Below are 18,529 nucleotides of genomic sequence, written 5' to 3' on the forward strand. Positions count from 1 at the left end.
TCCTTGTTGTTATAAGCGCTGCTTATTTATTCGCCGGGGCCGCAGGGGCTGGCGCGGCAACCACGGGCGCGCCCGTGCTGTCGATATCCATGAAGGCCCATTCCTGGAACAGGATCGGGTGCTTCTTGTAGCCTTGCACCGTCTTTTGCGCCAGCATGTTGCGGTAGCGCGCATAGCCGATCAGGGCGCCCGCGTTGACTTCCAGGCGGCGCGCCATCTTGTGGTACAGCTCGTCGCGCTCGGGGCTGGCCGGCATGTGCTGGCTGGCCGCATACCATTGATCGTATTCCGGGTCCTGGTAGCAGCCATTGTTGTTCTGGTGCGTGTTCGGGCCGTAGAACAGCTGCATGAAGTTATCGCCATCCGGATAGTCGGCCAGCCAGGGCGCCGTGCGCGTCTGCATCTTGCACTGCTTTTCCGTCTTCAAAATATCGGAAAAGATCATGCGGTCGTTTTCCATGCGGATGCCCAGCGAGTTGTAGGTCTTGCGCCACATTTCCGCCTGCAGCACGCCGTTGGCTTCGTTGCGCGACGCGTAGCGGATCAGCAACGGCTTGCCATCAGGCAAAGTCCGCCAGCCGTCGGCGCCCTTCTTGTAGCCGAACTTGTCGAGCAATTTGTTCGCCAGCACGGGATCGTATTGCAGCAGGCTCTTGTAGTGCGGATCGTAGCCGACCACGCCTGGCGGAATCGGATAGTCGAGGCGCTTGGCCTGGCCATTCCAGATGATGCGGATTTCTTCATCGATATTGTGCGCCATGGCAATGGCGCGGCGCAGGGCGATCTTTTCCTTGCTGAAGCCACCCAGGGTCGGGTCTTCCATGTTCCAGTAGTAATAGCTGATCTCGGGGTCGAGCAGGCGTGACAGTTGCACGCCCTTCTCCGCCAGTTCGGGCCGCAGCTTGCCGTTCAACAAGGCTTTCGGCGCCAGCGGGCCGTCGAGCCAGAACACGTCCGTGCCGCCGCTCTGGAAGGACAGCCAGCGCGACTGGTCTTCGATCATCACGGAAATTTCGATGCGGTCGATGGCGGGAATGCGCTTGCCCTGCATCTGGCGCACGATGCGCTGGTCGTCCGGGTCGTCGCCGGCCATGAAATTCCACGTCTCGGGCAAATGCTGCGTGTTGCGGTTCAGGACGATGCGGTTGCCGCGCGTCCATTCGCCCAGGGTGTAGTAGCCCGTGCCGACGGGATTCGAGCCCACTTCGCCCTTCACGTCGCCATACTTGTCCACCACTTCGCGCGCCAGGGCGGCCGTCGGCACATAGGCCAGGATCATGGGGAAATTGAAATCCGTCTTGGTCAACGTCACGCGCAGGGTGTACGGATCGAGAATTTCCAGGCCGGCGACTTTCTTGTTGTAGTCAAACTTGTTCGACTTGGCCGCTTCCTTCGCCAGCTCATCGAGACCCACCACCTTGCCTTCGAACAGCCATGTATGCGGCGAGGCCAGGCGCGGATCGAACAGGCGTTTCCACGAATACACATAGTCGGCCATCGTCAGTTCGCGGCGCTTGCCGCCGAACGCGGCGTCCGGCGTGAACAGGATGCCTTTCTTGAGGCGGATGGTATAGGTCTTGCCGTCGGCCGACACTTCCGGCATCGCGGCCGCCGCGCCGGGCACGACCTTGACGGGACGCGCCAGGTAGTCATACGTGTACAGGGTATCGAAGATGGCCTGCGTGATGTGGTTCGAATACAGGTCGCGCGCGGTGGCCGGGTCGAAGCCCGTCTCGGCGGCCGGCAGGATATAGCGCAAGGTTTTGACCGGCGCGGCCGCAGGGCCAGGGGCGGCATCGGCGGCAATGGCCGCCAGCGGCAGGGTGGCCAGGCAGGCGAGCAGCGCCACGCGCCGCATCCATGGTGACTTCATGTAATACCCTTCATCTCGATTATCTGTCGCACCGTATTGGTGCGCTTGTACTGGCGTCCGCCTGGGATACAGGATTCCACCACCAAAACCAGTCCATCCTCGCAAGATCTGTGCCTTGTTCGCCGCCAGCCGCGCCGATGTGTTGGCGAGCTGGAAAAAGGCGTAACGATAACGCATATTTTGCGCGCCGGGCGAAAAGCGATGGCACTTCTGGCGTGCGCAGCAACAAGGTCCCCTGCCTCCCGTGAAATTTTTCGCACCGCAACATAGTCCGGCCAATGGGGCGAAAAAGCGCATTGGTAGAAACCCTTACGTCCCTGAATGAAGCCACTTTGGATCGACGGACGGAAAGCGCATAGCGCAGCGCAACATTAAAATAATTGCAAAGAATGAAACATCAAGAATTTATAAAAAACACTGTTGTTTCCATACCGAAATGTCACATGCGCGCGTTGACAATGTTTCACGGCAAATGGTCTTATTGATTGCGGCAGACATCAAATCTGCCGAAACATCCACAGCGATTGCCGACGCAGCAATCTTTTTCAGACTAGCGACGTGGTGCCGCAAAACGGCCTGCCTAGCTTCTTTCGGAGTTTCGAGAATGATGATGGAAACAGTTATATCCCGCTCCGTACGCCTGATTTTTTCAGGTAGCGTAGCAGCAGTCAGCCTTGGCATGATGGCTGTGCCGGCAATGGCGCAGGACGCCAATGTGCAACGGGTGGAAATTACAGGTTCGAGCATCAAGCGAGCCACGGCGGAGACGGCGTCGCCCGTGCAAGTGATCACCCGCGATGATTTGATGAAATCAGGCAAGGCCACCGTGGCCGAATACCTGCAAACCCTGACCGCCGATGGCGCGGGCTCGCTGCCGACCGGCTTCGGCAACGGCTTTGCCGCCGGCTCCACGGCCATCTCGCTGCGCGGCCTGGGAGCCACCTCCACCCTGGTGCTGCTCAACGGCCGCCGCATGGCGCCATTCGCGCGCGCCGATGACGGGCAGAAAAGCTTCACCGACCTCTCCACCGTGCCGATGCAGATCGTTGAACGCATCGAAATTCTCAAGGATGGCGCCTCGTCCACCTACGGCGCGGACGCCATCGCCGGCGTCGTCAACATCATTCTGCGCAAGGACTTCGAAGGCCTGACCCTGAAAGGCGATACGGGCATTTCCGGCGACAGCGATGCCAAGCAGCACCGCGCATCGCTGACCTTTGGCAAGGGCAATCTGGACACAGACAAATACAACTTCGTCATCAATGCCGAATACGCCAAATCGGACATGCTGATGAACAAGGATCGCGCGGACCGCAAATGGATAGGCAAAGGCGACCTGCGTCCGTATGGCTATGCGATCAACACCCAGTTCGCAGGCGGTTATATCAATGGCACCAACGATGCGAACGCATCGCCGGTAGGCCTGATCCGCGACCCCGTCACCAACAATTATGTCGCCCTGCCCGGCTGCTCGACCTTGTCTGTCTCGTCGCCACAAGATCCAAAGGGCGGCTGCCTGTGGCATCACGACCAGTTCCGTTCGATGCAGCCAAAGATCGAATCGATCAACCTGTACACGCGTGGCAGCTGGCAAGTCAATTCCGATACACAAGTGTATGCGGAAGCGGGCTACTCGAAACGCGACACGGCATTTACCGTCATCCCGCCGTCGATCACGCCGACCATCGCATTCCCGCCGAATGCCACCTCGCCGACCGGCGTCATCAACTACGGTTCCGGTGCGGGCACCACCATCGTACTGGCCGCCAATCATCCGCAAAATCCGTACGGCGTGCCGGTGCGCGTGCGCTACCAGGCCTTCGATGCTGGCGCCAGCACGCGCCAGGCCAACAATAAGTTCAACCGCATCGTGCTTGGCGTCAAGGGTAACGCCATGGGCTGGGACTACGATGCCGGCTACACGCATTCGGAATCGAAGCTGCATCTCGATTACAGCAGCATGCTCAACATGGCCGTCGTCAAGGATGCCCTGGGCAATCCGAACAGTCCTTACTTCCCTTACTACATCGGCGCACAGGCGGGCAAAAACCCCGCATCGCTGTACGCTGCCATGGTGACGAACGCCACCTCCGACTCAACGACCAAGCTCGACATTATCGACTTCAAGGCGTCGCGCGAACTGATGCAACTACCGGGCGGCACCATGGGCCTGGCAGTGGGAGCGGAACACCGCCGCGACAAGCTCGACAATCCATCACTATCGGGCACGGAAAATGGTTCGATCAACTCCAGCTATGTGGCGGCCAAAGGCGACAGCAAGGTGTCGGCCGTCTTCCTGGAAGTCCTGGCGCCCGTGATCAAGACGGTGGAATTGTCTGCTGCCTTGCGCTATGACAAATACGACCGTTTCTCGTCGACGACGCCGAAACTGGGCGCCAAGTGGACGCCGGTGAAAACCTTCGCCTTGCGCGGCACGTATTCGGAAGGTTTCCGCGCGCCGGGACCTGCCGAAAGCAATGCCAACTCGCAATCGACCGGCACCTCGACCGTGAGCGATCCCGTGCGCTGCCCAGGCGGCAAGCAATTGCCTGGCGCCAATGCCAGCGACTGCGAACTGCAAGTGGCGGCCGTCAAGATCGGCGACCCGAACCTCAAGCCGGAAAAATCCAAGGGCTACACCCTGGGCCTCGTGTGGGATCCGTTCAACGATACGAGCATGTCGCTGGACGGCTGGAAAATCAAGCGTGAAAACGAGATCAATCCCCTGCCATACAACGAAGCGGCAGCCCTGCCGACAGCCATTCGTTCCGACAACAACCTGACCATCAACGGCGTCGTCACGCCGAACACGGGCACCTTGCTGATCACCAAGGCACCTTACCGCAACTCCAGCTACACGGAGATCAAGGGTATCGACCTGGACATCAAGCAGCGCGTGCGCCTGGGCGACTACGGCCGCGCCACCTTCGGCCTGACGTGGACGCATGTCGCTTCATGGGTACGCGCCGAATCAAACACCGTGCGCTACCAGTTCGCCGGCACGCACGGCAATTGCGACACCTCCAACTGCGCCGGTACGCCGAAGGACAAGATCAATGTCACCGGCTCGTGGGACCTGGGCAACTGGAATCTCAGCGGCGTGCTGAACTACCGTTCGGACATGAAAAACATCAAGTTTGAAGGCGACCCGTGCGCCTCCAAGCTGGCCAATGGCACGCCGGCACCGGCCGGTTGCAAGCTGGCCTCGTTTACCACGCTCGACATGTCGGCCCGTTGGAACTACAGCAAGCAATTGCAATTGTTTGCCTCGATCAACAACGTGACCGACAAGATCGCCCCGCTCGATCCGCTCACGTACGGCGGCATGAGCTACAACCCGATGGATGCCAGCGGCGCGATCGGCCGCTATTTCAAACTGGGCGCCAGCTACAAGTTCTTCTAAGCGCACGGCCAGGCTGCCACGCGCAGCCTGCGCATCCGGCACGGCTGAGTCACTATCATCATGCCATCCACCAAGACACCCGTTGCAGCGCAGCGGGTGTTTTCTACCTTTCCCACGAGCAAGACCCATATTCGTCAAAAATGCAGCACAAAATGCATCTCCTTTGTTTTAAATCAGTACCGATGATCCACTGCGTTGTTTAGACACACAAAGCTGTTTGCCATGTTGACAAGGACTTTTGCAGCTCATTACAGTGGATCGGTTGAAAAGATATAAATACTTTTCGATGTTTTCGGTGCGCCAACCGGCGCGACCGTTCTTGCCCTTTTAGCCAACCGCTTCAGCAGGAGTCTTGAACATGATTAGAGAAATATGCCTGTCCCGTTCCATCCGTTTGATCTGCGCCGGCGGCCTTGCCGCCGGCATCCTCAGCCAGCCGGCACTGGCCCAGGACACCGGCGACACCGCCGGCATGCAGCGCGTTGAAGTCACCGGTTCTTCCATCAAGCGGCTGGTATCGGAAACAGCCACCCCCCTCTCCATCTTCAAGGCCGAGGATTTCGCCAAGCAGGGCCTGACCACGGCCCAGGAAGTCCTCAGCAAGATCCCCTCGAATTCCTCCAGCATGGGCAGCGGCAATGCCGTCGGCGGCAACACCAGCGGCTTGCCCACGGGCGGCCAGGCCAGCGCCGACTTGCGCGGCCTGGGCGGCGACAAGACCCTCGTGCTGCTCAATGGCCGGCGCATCGCCAACCACCCGTATGACGGCGCCAGCGTCGACCTGAACATCATCCCGATCGCCGCGCTGGAAAGGGTCGAGGTACTGCGCGACGGTGCCTCGGCCATCTATGGCACGGACGCCATCGGCGGCGTCATCAACTTCATCACCAAGCGCTCGATCAATGTCACCAACATCACTGCCGAGGTAATCGCCCCGGAACACAAGGGGGGCGGCGAACACCGCATCAACCTGTCGACGGGCTTCGGCAAGCTCGACACGGACGGCTACAACATCTTCGGCGTCGTCGACTACCACAAGCAGAACGTGCTCACGTCGCAAGACCGCGATTTTTCCAAGACCGGCATCATTCCGGACCGCGGCCTGTCACTCACCAGCGGCACCACTTTCCCTGGCAATTACTTTGACGCGGCCGCCAACGGCGGCAACGGCCTGGCCGGCAATCCCTACGCGGCCACGGGCTGCAATCCGCCCCTGTCGGTCGCCGCCGCGAATGGCACCTGCCGCCAGGATTACACGCGCCAGATCGACGATCTGCCGGCGCAGGAACAAGTGGCGTTCTTCGGCAAGGGCGCCTTCAAGCTGGGCGGCGGCCACCTGGCCACCGTGGAATATCTGCACTCGGAAAACAAGGTCAAGGCGCGCACGGCGCCACCACCGCAGACGGGTCTGATCCTGCCCATCAGCAGCAAATACTACCCGGGCAACGCGGGCGGCGTGCCAGCCCAGCCTGGCCTGTCGGGCCAGCCGCTGAGCGTCAACTGGCGCCCGGTGGAAGCAGGCCAGCGGCAGATCGATTCGGATGGCAAGGCGGACCGCCTGGTCGTGGCCGTCGAAGGCGAACTGGCGGGCTGGGACTACAAAACAGGCCTGAGCCATGCCATCAGCAAGTCGTCCGAAAAGTTCACGGGGGGCTATGTGCAGGACGCGTCGTTTGCCGCTGGCGTGTTGAACGGCATCCTGAATCCCTTCGGCATGCAGGATGCCGCCGGCAAGGCTTACCTGGACAGCACCGCCCTGCGCGGCGAAGTGCAGAATGCCAAGGTCACCACCACCGGCTTCGACATCAAGGGCAGCCGCGAACTCATGCAACTGGCGGGCGGTCCGCTGGCCATCGCGCTGGGCGGCGAACTGCGGCGCGAAAAGGCGGAATTCAATGTGAACCGCGATATCGCCAGCCAGGCCACCAGCTCCGGGCTGTCGGGTTCGCTGTCGAAGAACGGTTCGCGCGACATCGAAGCCGTGTTTGGCGAAGTCAATTTGCCGCTGATCAAGGATCTGGAAGTGCAGCTGGCGGCCCGCTTCGACCACTACAGCGACGTGGGCAGCACCACCAATCCAAAGCTGGCCCTGCGCTACCAGGCCAGCAGCGCGCTGGTGCTGCGCGGCTCGGCCAGCACGGGTTTCCGCGCCCCGACGCTGTTTGAAAAAAATGCGCCGCCATCGAAGAACGACACCAACGATTCGTATGACGATCCCATCCTGTGCCCGGGCGGCGTGCCGCAGCCGGGCGCCAATCCCCTGCGCGATTGCGACTTGCAGCAGTTCAAGCTGCAAGGCGGCAATGAAAAGCTGAAGCCGGAAAAATCCACCACCTTTGCCTTCGGCGTCGTGCTCGAACCCGTCAAGGAAATAACGGTGGCCATCGATTACTGGAACATCCATCTGAAGGACAAGATTTCCTCCTTGCCCGAGCAATCGATCTACGGCAACTACGCCAAGTACAAGGATCTGTTCCTGCGCAACCCCGACGGTTCACCGTACGCCATCCTGGACTTGAACGACAACCTCGGCGAAGTCAAGACGGACGGCATCGACCTGAGCGTCAATGCACGCCTGGGCCGCAGCGCCTATGGCGATTTCAGCGTGTCGGTGGACGGCACCTGGACCCACAAGTATGACTACCAGAATGAACGGGGCGGCGAATTCATTTCCAACGTGGGCCGCTACGCGGACAACAACCCCGTGTTCCGCTGGAAACACACGGCCGCGCTGAACTGGCGCAAGGGCAACTGGGGCGCCACCGTGTCGCAAACGTTCAAGTCCGGCTACACGGACCAGAACAATGTGGACCCGCAGTACCAGCACGACGTGCCGTCGTACAGCCTGCTGAGCGTGTCGGGCAGCTATGTGTGGAAAGGCTTGCTGCTGACGGCCGGCGTGAAAAACCTGTTCGACAAGGAACCGCCGTTCTCGAACCAGGGCACGCTGTTCCAGAAAGGCTATGACCCGCGCTATACGGACCCGGTCGGACGCGCCTACTACCTGCGCGGAAGCTATACGTTTTAAGGGAGATTGGCTGAAACAGACATGAACGGGGCGGCGCTGACCAGCGTTTGCCTGCAGCCCCAGAGACGGCGCCATCAGGCATGATGCGCGCCGTTTTATTTTACGCGCCTGAGCATGCCTGACAAGTGTTCGCGATATTTTATTACTGAAGTAATGCAAAAAGATTAGCAATATGTTGCATTTCGTCCAAAAAGTCTGCACGAAATTGACAATATGAATGGTGAATGTTTTGATGAGGGTCCGGAAAATTTACCGAATTTTCACTGGTGAAATTTAAAAGAAGCAAATAAATTGTTAGCAAGCAACAACTTATATCAAGATAATTGCCACCTTTATCACAAAAACAAGGAATTACAAATGATGATTGAAAGTGTAATATCGCGGTCGCTGCGCCTCATGTTTGCTGGCAGCCTGGCCTTGGGCATGCACGCAGCATATGCTCAGGAAACAACCGAAGGCGCCATGCAACGTGTGGAAGTCACGGGCTCGAGCATCAAGCGCCTGGCGTCGGAAACCGCGTTGCCGATCACCTCGATCAAGGCTGACGATTTCGCCAAGCAAGGCTTGACGACGGCACAGGAAGTCCTGTCCACCATTTCCATGAATCAAAGTTCGCAAAGCAGCTCGCAATCCGTCGGCTCCGGCACGGGCGGCCAGTCCGTCGCCGACCTGCGCGGCATCGGCGGCGACAAGACCCTGGTACTGCTGAATGGCCGCCGTATCGCCAGCCACCCGTTCAACGGCTCGTCCGTCGACCTGAACATCATTCCGATTTCGGCCCTGGAGCGCGTCGAAGTGCTGCGTGACGGCGCTTCCGCCATCTACGGCACCGACGCCATCGGCGGCGTGATCAACTTCATCACCAAGCGTTCGGTCAAGGGCGGTTCCGTGACCGTCGAACATTACGAGCCACAAAAAGCGGGCGGCGGCGACGAGTCGCGCCTGAACCTGTCGGCCGGCTATGGCGACCTGAACAAAGACGGCTTCAACGTCTTCGGCGTCGTCGACGTGCACCGCCAGTCGGCGCTGAGCGCGGCCGACCGTTCCTTCTCGAAGAGCGGCTACATTCCAAGCAAGGGCGTCGATAACCTGAGCGGCACCACCTTCCCTGCCAACTTCTACGATACGGGCAATGGCGTGATCGGCAACCCGGCCTTCGCCTCCGGCTGCGTGGGCCCGAACCTGTACAAGAACACGTCCGGCAAAAGCACTTGCGCCATGGATGTCACGCCGTTCATCCAGGCCATTCCAAAGACCCAGCAGGAATCCTTCCTGGGCAAGGCCAGTTTCAAGCTGAACCAGGATCACCTGGCCACCATCGAATACCTGCATTCGCGCAGCACCAACGAAGCGCGCATCTCGCCGCCGCCAATGTCGAACATCGGCATCCTCATGTCGTCGAGCTCGCCTTACTATCCAGGCGGCAGCGGCGGCGTGCCAGCCGTGCCTGGCCTGTCGGGTGAAGATCTGGACATCAGCTGGCGTCCAGTGGCGTCGGGCCAGCGCAGCGGCTTCGATACCAGCACCTCGGATCGCCTGGTACTGGCCTCCGAAGGCGTGCTGGGCGCATGGGACTATAACGTCGGCCTCAGCTACTCCGTCAGCAAGGCCACCAGCGCCTTCACGGGCGGCTACCTGAACGACCAGCGCATCATTGACGGCGTTGGCAGCGGCATCCTGAATCCGTTTGGCGAACAGAGCGCTGCCGGCCAGGCCTACCTGAACGACTCCGTGCTGAAAGGCGAGTACCTGAGCGCCAAAATGACCAGCACGGCGGTTGACGCCAAGATCAGCCGCGAGCTGTTCAACCTGCCTGCAGGTGCCGTCGGTTTCGCCGTCGGCACGGAATTCCGCAACGACAAAGCGGAATACAACGTGAACCGCGACCTGGCTGGCCAGGCATCGAGCTCCGGCTACGCCGAAGCACAGAACCAGTCGGGCAGCCGCAACATCTCCGCCATTTTCTCCGAGCTGAGCATTCCTGTCGTCAAAGATCTGGAACTGTCGCTGGCCGCCCGTTATGACCACTACAACGACGTCGGCGGCAGCTTCAACCCGAAAGTCGGCGTACGCTGGCAGCCAACGCCCCAGGTGCTGCTGCGCAGTTCCTACAATACCGGTTTCCGCGCACCAACCCTGTATGACCTGCATGGCCCGCAAACCAAGACCTTCACGGCCAACAAGTATGACGACCCGCGCCTGTGCCCTGGCGGCGTCGCCATCCCTGGCGCCAACAGCAACGTGGCCTGCGGCGCGCAGCAATACATCCGTTCGGGCGGCAATCCGGACGTCGGCCCTGAGAAATCGAAGACCTTCAGCGCCGGTATCGTCATCGAGCCTGTCAAATCGGTCACCGTCTCGCTCGATTACTTCAAGATCAAGCTGCGCGACAAGATCGGCACCGTGGCCGAACAGACCCTGTTCGACAACTACGAGAAATATCAGAGCAACTTCATCTATACGGCTGACGGCAAGCTCGACTACGTGTTGGCCACACTGGGTAACCTTGGTGAAATGCACACCTCGGGCATCGACCTGGGCCTGAACTGGAAATTGCCACGCAGCCAGTACGGCAACTTCACGTTCAACTTCGACGGTACCTGGGTACAGAAGTATGAATACCAGAACGAGCGCGGCGGCGAGTTCGTGCAAAACGTCGGCGTGTATGGCGACAATGCACCGGTATTCCGCTGGAGACACAATGCCTCCCTGCAATGGAATCTGGACAAGTGGAACGCTACCCTGTCGAACAAGTACATGAGCGGCTACCGCGACCAGAACTACGTCGACCCTGAATTCGAGCAAAGCGTCAAGGCATACTCGGTCTGGTCGCTGTCGGGTGCCTACTCTGGCTTCAACAACACGGAAATCACCGTCGGCGTGAAAAACCTGCTGAACGAAGATCCACCGTTCAGTAACCAGATCGGTACCTTCCAGTCCGGCTACGATCCGCGTTTCGCCGATCCGCTGGGCCGTACCTTCTACGTGCGCGCCACCTACAAGTTCTAAATCCACCTGACACAAGCTACGGGCGTCGCGGCAGCCACTCGCTGCCGCTCGCCACGCTTCCGTCAGGCGTCTAGAACGCAATAAAAAAGCCCGGAAAGCTTAGCTTTCCGGGCTTTTTTTCATGCTGCGCAGCATTTTATTCCTGGTCGCCCTGCAGGCGGCGCTGCTTCACGGCCGCCGCCAGGTTTTCCAGCACGGCCACGCTGGCGCTCCAGTCGATGCAGCCGTCCGTGACGGACTGGCCGTAGATCAACTCCTTGCCCGGGATCAGGTCCTGGCGGCCCGCCACCAGGTGCGATTCCACCATCACGCCGACGATGCGGCCATCGCCCGCCGCCACCTGGCTGGCGATGTCGGCACAGACGGGAATCTGGTTCTCCGGTTTTTTCGAGCTGTTCGCATGCGAGGCGTCGATCATCAAGCGCGCCGCCAGGCCCTGGGCGGCGATGGCCTTGCACGCCTCGTCCACGCTGGCCGCGTCATAGTTCGGGGTCTTGCCGCCGCGCAGGATGATATGGCAATCCTCGTTGCCGTTGGTCGAGACGATGGCCGAGTGGCCGCCCTTCGTGACGGAGAGGAAATGGTGCGGCTGCGAAGCGGCCTTGATGGCTTCCACGGCGATTTTCACATTGCCGTCCGTGCCGTTCTTGAAGCCGACGGGGCACGACAGTCCCGACGCCAGTTCGCGGTGCACCTGGGATTCCGTGGTGCGCGCGCCGATGGCGCCCCAACTGATCAGGTCGGCGATGTATTGCGGACTGATCACGTCGAGGAATTCCGTGCCGGCAGGCAGGCCCAGCTCGTTGATGTCGCGCAGCAGTTCGCGCGCCATGCGCAAGCCATCGTTGATGCGGAAGCTGTTATCCATGTACGGGTCATTGATCAGCCCTTTCCAGCCCACCGTGGTGCGCGGTTTCTCGAAGTACACGCGCATGACGATTTCCAGTTCGCCGGCGAAACGCGCGCGCTCCTTGACCAGCAGGCGCGCATATTCCATGGCCGCCTTGGTATCGTGGATGGAGCACGGGCCGATCACCACCATCAGGCGGTCATCCTGGCCGTGCAGGATACGGTGCAGGGCAATGCGGGCGCTGGCGGCGGTCTGTTCGGCTTGCTCCGAGCAGGCGAATTCGCGGATCAGGTGGGACGGCGGGGTCAATTCCTTCATTTCACGAATACGCAAATCATCGGTGCGGGGCATTATTTTCTCCAAAATTTAAGGATGGGTAAAACATCTGGGTAAAAAAAAACCGCCATCAGTGGCGGTTTTTTAGAATTTGCTGGGATCTCGTTTTGCTGCTACGTGAACCGACCGCTACTCCACCGCCTTTGGGTTGGAATTGCTAAAGTAAAAGTAAGCGGTAAAAAAGTGGCGAGCGAACATGCGAGTCATCCGTAAGTGATGAACGACTATAAACCTAAATTGCAAGGGTTGGCAAGCATATTTGTCGGCAAAGCCGCATGGTGCTGCCGTTTCACACTGTAGCGCACTGCAAAAAGCATAAAAAATTGCGCCGGGCAGGCGTCCCAAGCGCGCTCTCCATGACAGAGGCGGATGGCCTCCGCCTCCGCCCACTAGCGCTGTGTCCGTCGTGGCGCATGCGCCACGAACGCCCCGGCAGGCCGCGGCAAGCGACACACTTCTGATCAATATCTAATCCGCGACGGCTGCAAAGACAAGACTCGAAGACGCACCGATCACCTTTGAGAGTCGGCCCCTACCCGGAGAACAGCATGATCCATAAGACACTCGCCCATCCCGTTTGCATCTCGCCGCCCCGCCTGGGCCTGGCCCTGGCTGGCGCCCTGCTGAGCCTGCCCGTGCTGGCGCAGGACGCCGCGCCTATCGCCCGCGTGGAAATCACCGGTTCCAACATCCGCCGCGCGCAAGCGGAAACGGCGTCGCCCGTGCAAACCCTGAACGCGGCCGATATCGAGAAATCGGGCAAATCCAGCGTCGCCGAACTGCTGCAAACCCTGGCCGTCGACAACCAGGGTTCCGTGCCCACCACGTTCGGCAACGGCTTTGCGGCCGGCGCGTCGGGCGTGTCGCTGCGCGGCCTGGGCACGGCCTCGACCCTGGTGCTGCTGAACGGCCGCAGGGTGGCGCCCTACGGCCTGGCGGACGACGGGCAGAAAGTATTTGCCGACCTGAACATCATTCCCCTGGAAGCCGTGGAGCGCGTGGAAATCCTCAAGGATGGCGCCTCGGCCATCTACGGTTCGGACGCCATTGCCGGCGTGGTCAACGTGATCCTGCGGCGCGACTACCAGGGCACGGCCATCAAGGGCAACTACGGCAAGACCAAGGATTGGGACGGACGCGACGCGCGCGCCGCCATCACGCATGGCTTTGGCGACATCGACAAGGACCGCTACAACGTGCTGCTGAACCTCGAATACAGCGAAAAGGCCGCCATCTGGAACCGCGACCGTGCCGGCCGGGGCGCCGTCGGCCGCAGCGACTTGCGCGACCTGGGTTTCAGCGCGCAGGAAACCCTCAGCGGCGCCGGTGCCATCACCACGAATAATGCGGCCGGCAGCGCCGTCAACGGCAATGTGCGCAATCCCGACACGCTCGACTACTACAACCGGGGCAACCTGGCCGGCGTGGGCTTTACGCGCACCTTCCCCGGCGCTGCCTGCGGCAACTTCACGAACCATCCGCAAGGCGACCCCGGCGGCGGCTGCCTGACGGACGCGGCGCAGCAATATGGCCAGATCCAGCCCAAGCAAAAGAACATCAACTTCTTTGGCCGCGCCGCCTGGCAACTGACGCCGGCGCTGCAAACCTATGCCGAACTGAACTTGTATCACAGCGAATCGAACTCGGCCACCACGCCGTCGACCGTCAGCGGTTCGGTCGGTTTTCCGGGCGGCCCTGTCAGCAATGCGGGCGTGTCGCTGGGCGCCGACCACCCGGACAACCCGTATTTCGGCACGGCGGCGCGCCTGCGCTACCTGGCGGCCGACGTGGGGCCGCGCCTGTCGGAAGTCGATTCCACCTTCACGCGCTTCGTTGCCGGCATCAAGGGCGCCGTGGCGGGCTGGGACATCGACAGCGCCCTGCTGTACTCGCAAAACAAGGTCTCGAACGACCTGAACGGCTACCTGCAGCGCGACGTCGCCTTCGCCCTGCTCAACCCCACCGCCGCCAACGTGGCGGCCGCCAGCCTGAATCCCGCGTATGCGGCCTTGCCTGCCGGCAGCCTGTGGCGCATCGCGGAAAACGCGGGCCTCAATTCGCCCGAACTGTATGCGGCGCTGTCGCCGCGCATCTCGAATGATGCCAAGACGCATATCGCACAAGTCGACTTCAAGGCCAGCCGCGAAATGGGCAAGCTCGACGGTGGCGCCCTGGGCGTGGCCCTGGGTGCCGAGTTTCGCCATGAAGCGACGGAACTCAAACCCACGACGGGCACGGAACGGGGCAATATCATCGGCCTCGGCTATTCGGCCTACAAGGGCAGCCGCAACGCCTCGGCCATCTACGCGGAAGTGCTGGCCCCCGTGCTGAGGAACCTGGAACTGTCGGGCGCCCTGCGCGCCGACCATTTCACCGACGTGGGCAACTCCTACACGCCAAAAGTCGGCGTGAAGTGGACACCCGTGCGCGAACTGGCCCTGCGCGGCACCTTCGCCAAGGGCTTTCGCGCCCCCAGCGCAGCGGAAAACGGCGTCGGCGGCCTGGCCGCGTTCTCCACCGCCAGCGATCCGCTGCGCTGCGCGCTGGGCGTGGCGGTCGCCTGCGATCCCGCCTCGATCGCCGTCATCACCTCGCCCAACCCGAACCTGTCGCCCGAGCGTTCGCGCAGCTATTCCGTGGGCGCCGTGTGGGATCCGCTGCCGCGCACCAGCATTTCCGTCGACCTGTGGCAAATCCGCCGCAAGAATGAAATCAACCAGGAGCAAACGGATACGGCCATCGCCGAAGGCCATGTGTCGCGCGACCCGTCGACGGCCACCGGCATCGCCGGCGATCCGGGCGCCATCACGGCCGTGCTGGCCAACTATGTCAATTCGGCGCAGACGACGGTGCGCGGCCTCGATGTCGACGCGCGCCAGCGCTTCAACCTGGGCGGCGACTACGGCAACCTGACCTTCGACGTGAAGTGGACACACCTGTACAAATGGCTGCGCACGGAACAGGACGGCACGCAGCGCGATTTCGCCGGCACGCATGGCAATTGCGACGTCTCGAACTGCATGGGCACGCCGGCAGACCGCGTCAACCTGGGCGCCACCTGGGAACGCCAGAACTGGCGCGTCACGGCCAACGTCAACTACCGTGCCCACCTCGACAACGTGCTGTTCAAGAACGATCCGGACGGCTGCGCCACGCATTTCGCCGACGGCACGGACGCGCCGCGCGGCTGCCGCATCGCCTCGTTCACCACGGTGGACCTGACGGGCCGCTGGCTGGCCACGCCCAAGCTGGAAGTGTTTGCGTCGGTGCAAAACCTGTTCGACAAGATCGCCCCGCTGGACCCGCTGACTTACGGTGCCACGGGCTACAACCCGCTCGATTACGCGGGTGCGGCGGGACGGTTTTTCAGTGCGGGGGTGAAGTACAAATTCTGAGAAATCCAGCAGCCGTGTCGGCACGGCCGGTGCTGTTGGCGTACTGGTGGTGTCGGGTTACGCGCTTTACGCTAACCCGACCTACGCGAGCGCCATGTCAGAAAAAAGTAGGTCGGATTAGCCCGGAGGACGTAATCCGACAATCGCGCTGGCTTCCCAGTGTCCGAAAAATCAGGCTGTCCCGCCGACCGTGATGCCATCGAGGCGCAGGGTCGGCTGCCCCACGCCCACGGGTACGCTCTGCCCCTCCTTGCCGCACACGCCCACGCCGGAATCGAGGCGCATGTCGTTGCCGATCATGGAGACGCGGTTGAGCACATCCGGGCCATTGCCGATCAGGGTCGCGCCCTTCACCGGGTAGCTGAGCTTGCCGTTTTCAATCATGTACGCTTCGCTGGCGGAGAAGACGAACTTGCCGTTGGTGATATCGACCTGGCCGCCGCCGAAATTGACGGCATACAGGCCGTTTTTTACGGAAGCGAGGATTTCGCCCGGATCCCTGTCGCCGCCGAGCATGTACGTATTGGTCATGCGCGGCATGGGCAGGTGGGCGAACGATTCACGGCGCGCATTGCCCGTCACGGGCATCTTCATCAGGCGCGCATTCATGGTGTCCTGGATATAGCCCTTCAGGATGCCATCCTCGATCAGGGTCGTGCACTGCGTCGGGTTGCCCTCGTCATCGATATTCAGGGAACCGCGGCGGCCCGCCAGCGTGCCATCGTCGACCACGGTGACGCCCTTGGCGGCCACACGCTCGCCGATGCAGCCGGAGAACGCGGACGAACCCTTGCGGTTGAAATCGCCCTCCAGGCCGTGGCCGATCGCCTCGTGCAGCAGGATGCCGGGCCAGCCCGGCCCCAGCACGATGGTCATGGGGCCGGCGGGCGCGGGCCGCGCTTCCAGGTTGACCAGCGCCGAATTGACGGCGTCCGCCGCATACTGCTCCAGCACGGCATCGCTGAAATAGTCATAGCTGTAGCGTCCGCCACCACCGGCCGACCCCGTTTCCCGGCGCCCGTCCTGTTCGGCGATCACCGTCAGCGAGACGCGCACCAGCGGGCGGATGTCGGCCGCCAGCACGCCGTCGCTGCGCAGCACCAGCACCACGTCGTATTCACCGGCCAGGCCCGCCATCACTTGCACGACTCTGGGATCTTTCGCACGCGCCATCTTTTCCACGCGTTCGAGCAACTGCACCTTGGCCGTGGCATCGAGCGAGGCCAGCGGATCGTTGGGCAGGTACAAGGAGCGTCCGCCCTGCGCCAGCGTCTGTCCCGCGATCTTGACTTTGCCGGCGCCAGCGCGTGCGATGGTGCGCGTGGCGGCCGCCGCTTCCAGCAGGGCCCGTTCGGAAATCTCGTCGGAGTACGAAAACGCCGTCTTGTCGCCGGACACGGCACGCACGCCCACGCCCTGGTCGATGGAAAAGCTGCCCGTCTTGACGATGCCCTCTTCCAGGCTCCAGCCTTCGCTCTTGGTGAACTGGAAGTACAGGTCGGCATAATCGACCTTGTGCGTAAACATCGTGCCCAGGGCCTTGAGCAGCTTGTCTTCGTCCAGGCCAAAAGGCGTCAGCAAAATCTCGCGCGCCACGGCCAGGCTGGACAGATTGGGTTCAAATGGATTCATGGCTATCTTTTCTCAAAATTCAATTCACTTCCAATACCTGGCCGTAGCGTAGCGGGCGGCAGCAATTTGTGGCCAAGCAGCGCCCCGTGCCCTCGCAGGGGGCGCCGAGCCGGGGCGCCGAGCCGGCCAGCATCGCAGGGCGCAAAGCGCGGCGCGCGGTAGCGCATGTCGGGTCGCCCTCACATGGTGCGGTGTGCCAGGGCGGGCAAGGATTCGCGCACGCCGGCCAAAAACAGCGAATCGATGGCGCCACTGACCACGCCTTCGCCCTCGGGCAGCACGGCCTTGACTTCGCCCCACGGGTCAATCAGCATGCTGTGACCCCAGGTGCGGCGGCCATTCGGATGCAGGCCGCCTTGCGCCGAAGCCAGCACATAGCACTGGTTTTCGATGGCGCGCGCGCGCAGCAGCACTTCCCAGTGGGCGCGGCCCGTCGTGTGGGTAAACGCGGCCGGCACGACCATCAGCGCGCAATCGCCCATGGCGCGGTACAGCTCGGGAAAGCGCAAGTCATAGCAGACGGACAAGCCGACCCGGCCGAACGGCGTCTCGATCGAGCGCACCTGCGCGCCGGGCACGATGGTGCGCGATTCATTATAGGATTCGGTGCCGCGCGTAAAGCCGAACAGGTGGATCTTGTCGTAGCGCCCGGCCGGCTCGCCTTGCGGGTTGTACACCAGGGTGGTGTTCAGCACTTTCCCTTCCTGGCCCGAGATCAGGGGCAAGGTGCCGCCAATCAGCCAGATGCCGTGCTGGCGCGCCATCTGCGCCATGCCATCCTGGATGGGGCCACTGCCGGCGTGTTCCGCGTGGCCCAGCTTGTCCGTTTCCTGCCGGCCCATGATGGCCCAGTATTCCGGCAGCACCACCAGCATCGCGCCAGCGGCTGCCGCCTGCGCCACCAGGCGCCGCGCCGTGGCCAGGTTCTCGTCCACGGAGGGCGAGGAAATCATCTGTATCGCTGCGACTGTGTGCATCATCTCCACCTCTTGTCCATTCAAAC

General features: G+C 61.7%; 9 protein-coding genes. 4 read left to right on the plus strand and 5 right to left on the minus strand.

From position 1 onward, the window contains the following. Positions 1 to 22: 22 nt before the first annotated feature. Together ACZ92H_RS22880 and ACZ92H_RS22885 are read right to left on the minus strand one after the other, a co-directional pair. Positions 23 to 1,873, minus strand: coding sequence for an ABC transporter substrate-binding protein (locus ACZ92H_RS22880; protein WP_465051134.1), 1,851 nt, complete (start codon positions 1,871 to 1,873; stop codon positions 23 to 25). Between the two features lie 405 nt (positions 1,874 to 2,278). Next, a complete protein-coding gene (locus tag ACZ92H_RS22885; RefSeq protein ID WP_465051225.1) occupies positions 2,279 to 2,620 on the minus strand; it encodes a hypothetical protein in 342 nt (113 codons plus the stop codon). Between ACZ92H_RS22885 and ACZ92H_RS22890 the strand changes: the two genes are divergently transcribed. The 3 genes from ACZ92H_RS22890 to ACZ92H_RS22900 all read left to right on the plus strand — a co-directional run bounded on the left by ACZ92H_RS22890 (position 2,571) and on the right by ACZ92H_RS22900 (position 11,313). Next, complete coding sequence (locus ACZ92H_RS22890) at positions 2,571 to 5,276, plus strand: TonB-dependent receptor (protein WP_465051219.1); 2,706 nt, start codon at positions 2,571 to 2,573, stop codon at positions 5,274 to 5,276. The two genes, ACZ92H_RS22885 and ACZ92H_RS22890, sit on opposite strands and share 50 nt — an antisense overlap. Before the next feature lie 358 nt (positions 5,277 to 5,634). Next, positions 5,635 to 8,304, plus strand: a complete 2,670-nt coding sequence (locus tag ACZ92H_RS22895; RefSeq protein ID WP_465051135.1) for a TonB-dependent receptor — start codon at positions 5,635 to 5,637, stop codon at positions 8,302 to 8,304. A 462-nt stretch (positions 8,305 to 8,766) separates the two neighbouring features. After that, positions 8,767 to 11,313 carry a TonB-dependent receptor gene (locus ACZ92H_RS22900; protein WP_465051137.1) on the plus strand — a complete coding sequence of 849 codons (2,547 nt, stop codon included), beginning with the start codon at positions 8,767 to 8,769 and terminating at the stop codon, positions 11,311 to 11,313. 136 nt (positions 11,314 to 11,449) lie between these two features. Here the strand turns inward: ACZ92H_RS22900 and aroG are convergent, their stop codons facing one another. Then, positions 11,450 to 12,514, minus strand: a complete 1,065-nt coding sequence (gene aroG, locus ACZ92H_RS22905) for a 3-deoxy-7-phosphoheptulonate synthase AroG (protein WP_465051139.1) — start codon at positions 12,512 to 12,514, stop codon at positions 11,450 to 11,452. 533 nt (positions 12,515 to 13,047) lie between these two features. Here aroG and ACZ92H_RS22910 point away from each other — a divergent pair. Next, positions 13,048 to 15,894 carry a TonB-dependent receptor gene (locus ACZ92H_RS22910; protein WP_465051141.1) on the plus strand — a complete coding sequence of 949 codons (2,847 nt, stop codon included), beginning with the start codon at positions 13,048 to 13,050 and terminating at the stop codon, positions 15,892 to 15,894. A gap of 171 nt (positions 15,895 to 16,065) precedes the next feature. On the opposite strand, the gene tldD is transcribed toward ACZ92H_RS22910, so the two are convergent. Together tldD and ACZ92H_RS22920 are read right to left on the minus strand one after the other, a co-directional pair. Beyond that, positions 16,066 to 17,526, minus strand: coding sequence for a metalloprotease TldD (tldD, locus tag ACZ92H_RS22915; RefSeq protein WP_465051142.1), 1,461 nt, complete (start codon positions 17,524 to 17,526; stop codon positions 16,066 to 16,068). Positions 17,527 to 17,705: 179 nt separating this feature from the next. Beyond that, positions 17,706 to 18,506, minus strand: a complete 801-nt coding sequence (locus ACZ92H_RS22920) for a carbon-nitrogen hydrolase family protein (RefSeq protein ID WP_131374159.1) — start codon at positions 18,504 to 18,506, stop codon at positions 17,706 to 17,708. Positions 18,507 to 18,529 lie beyond the last annotated feature (23 nt).

Source organism: Janthinobacterium foliorum, from assembly GCF_978021625.1.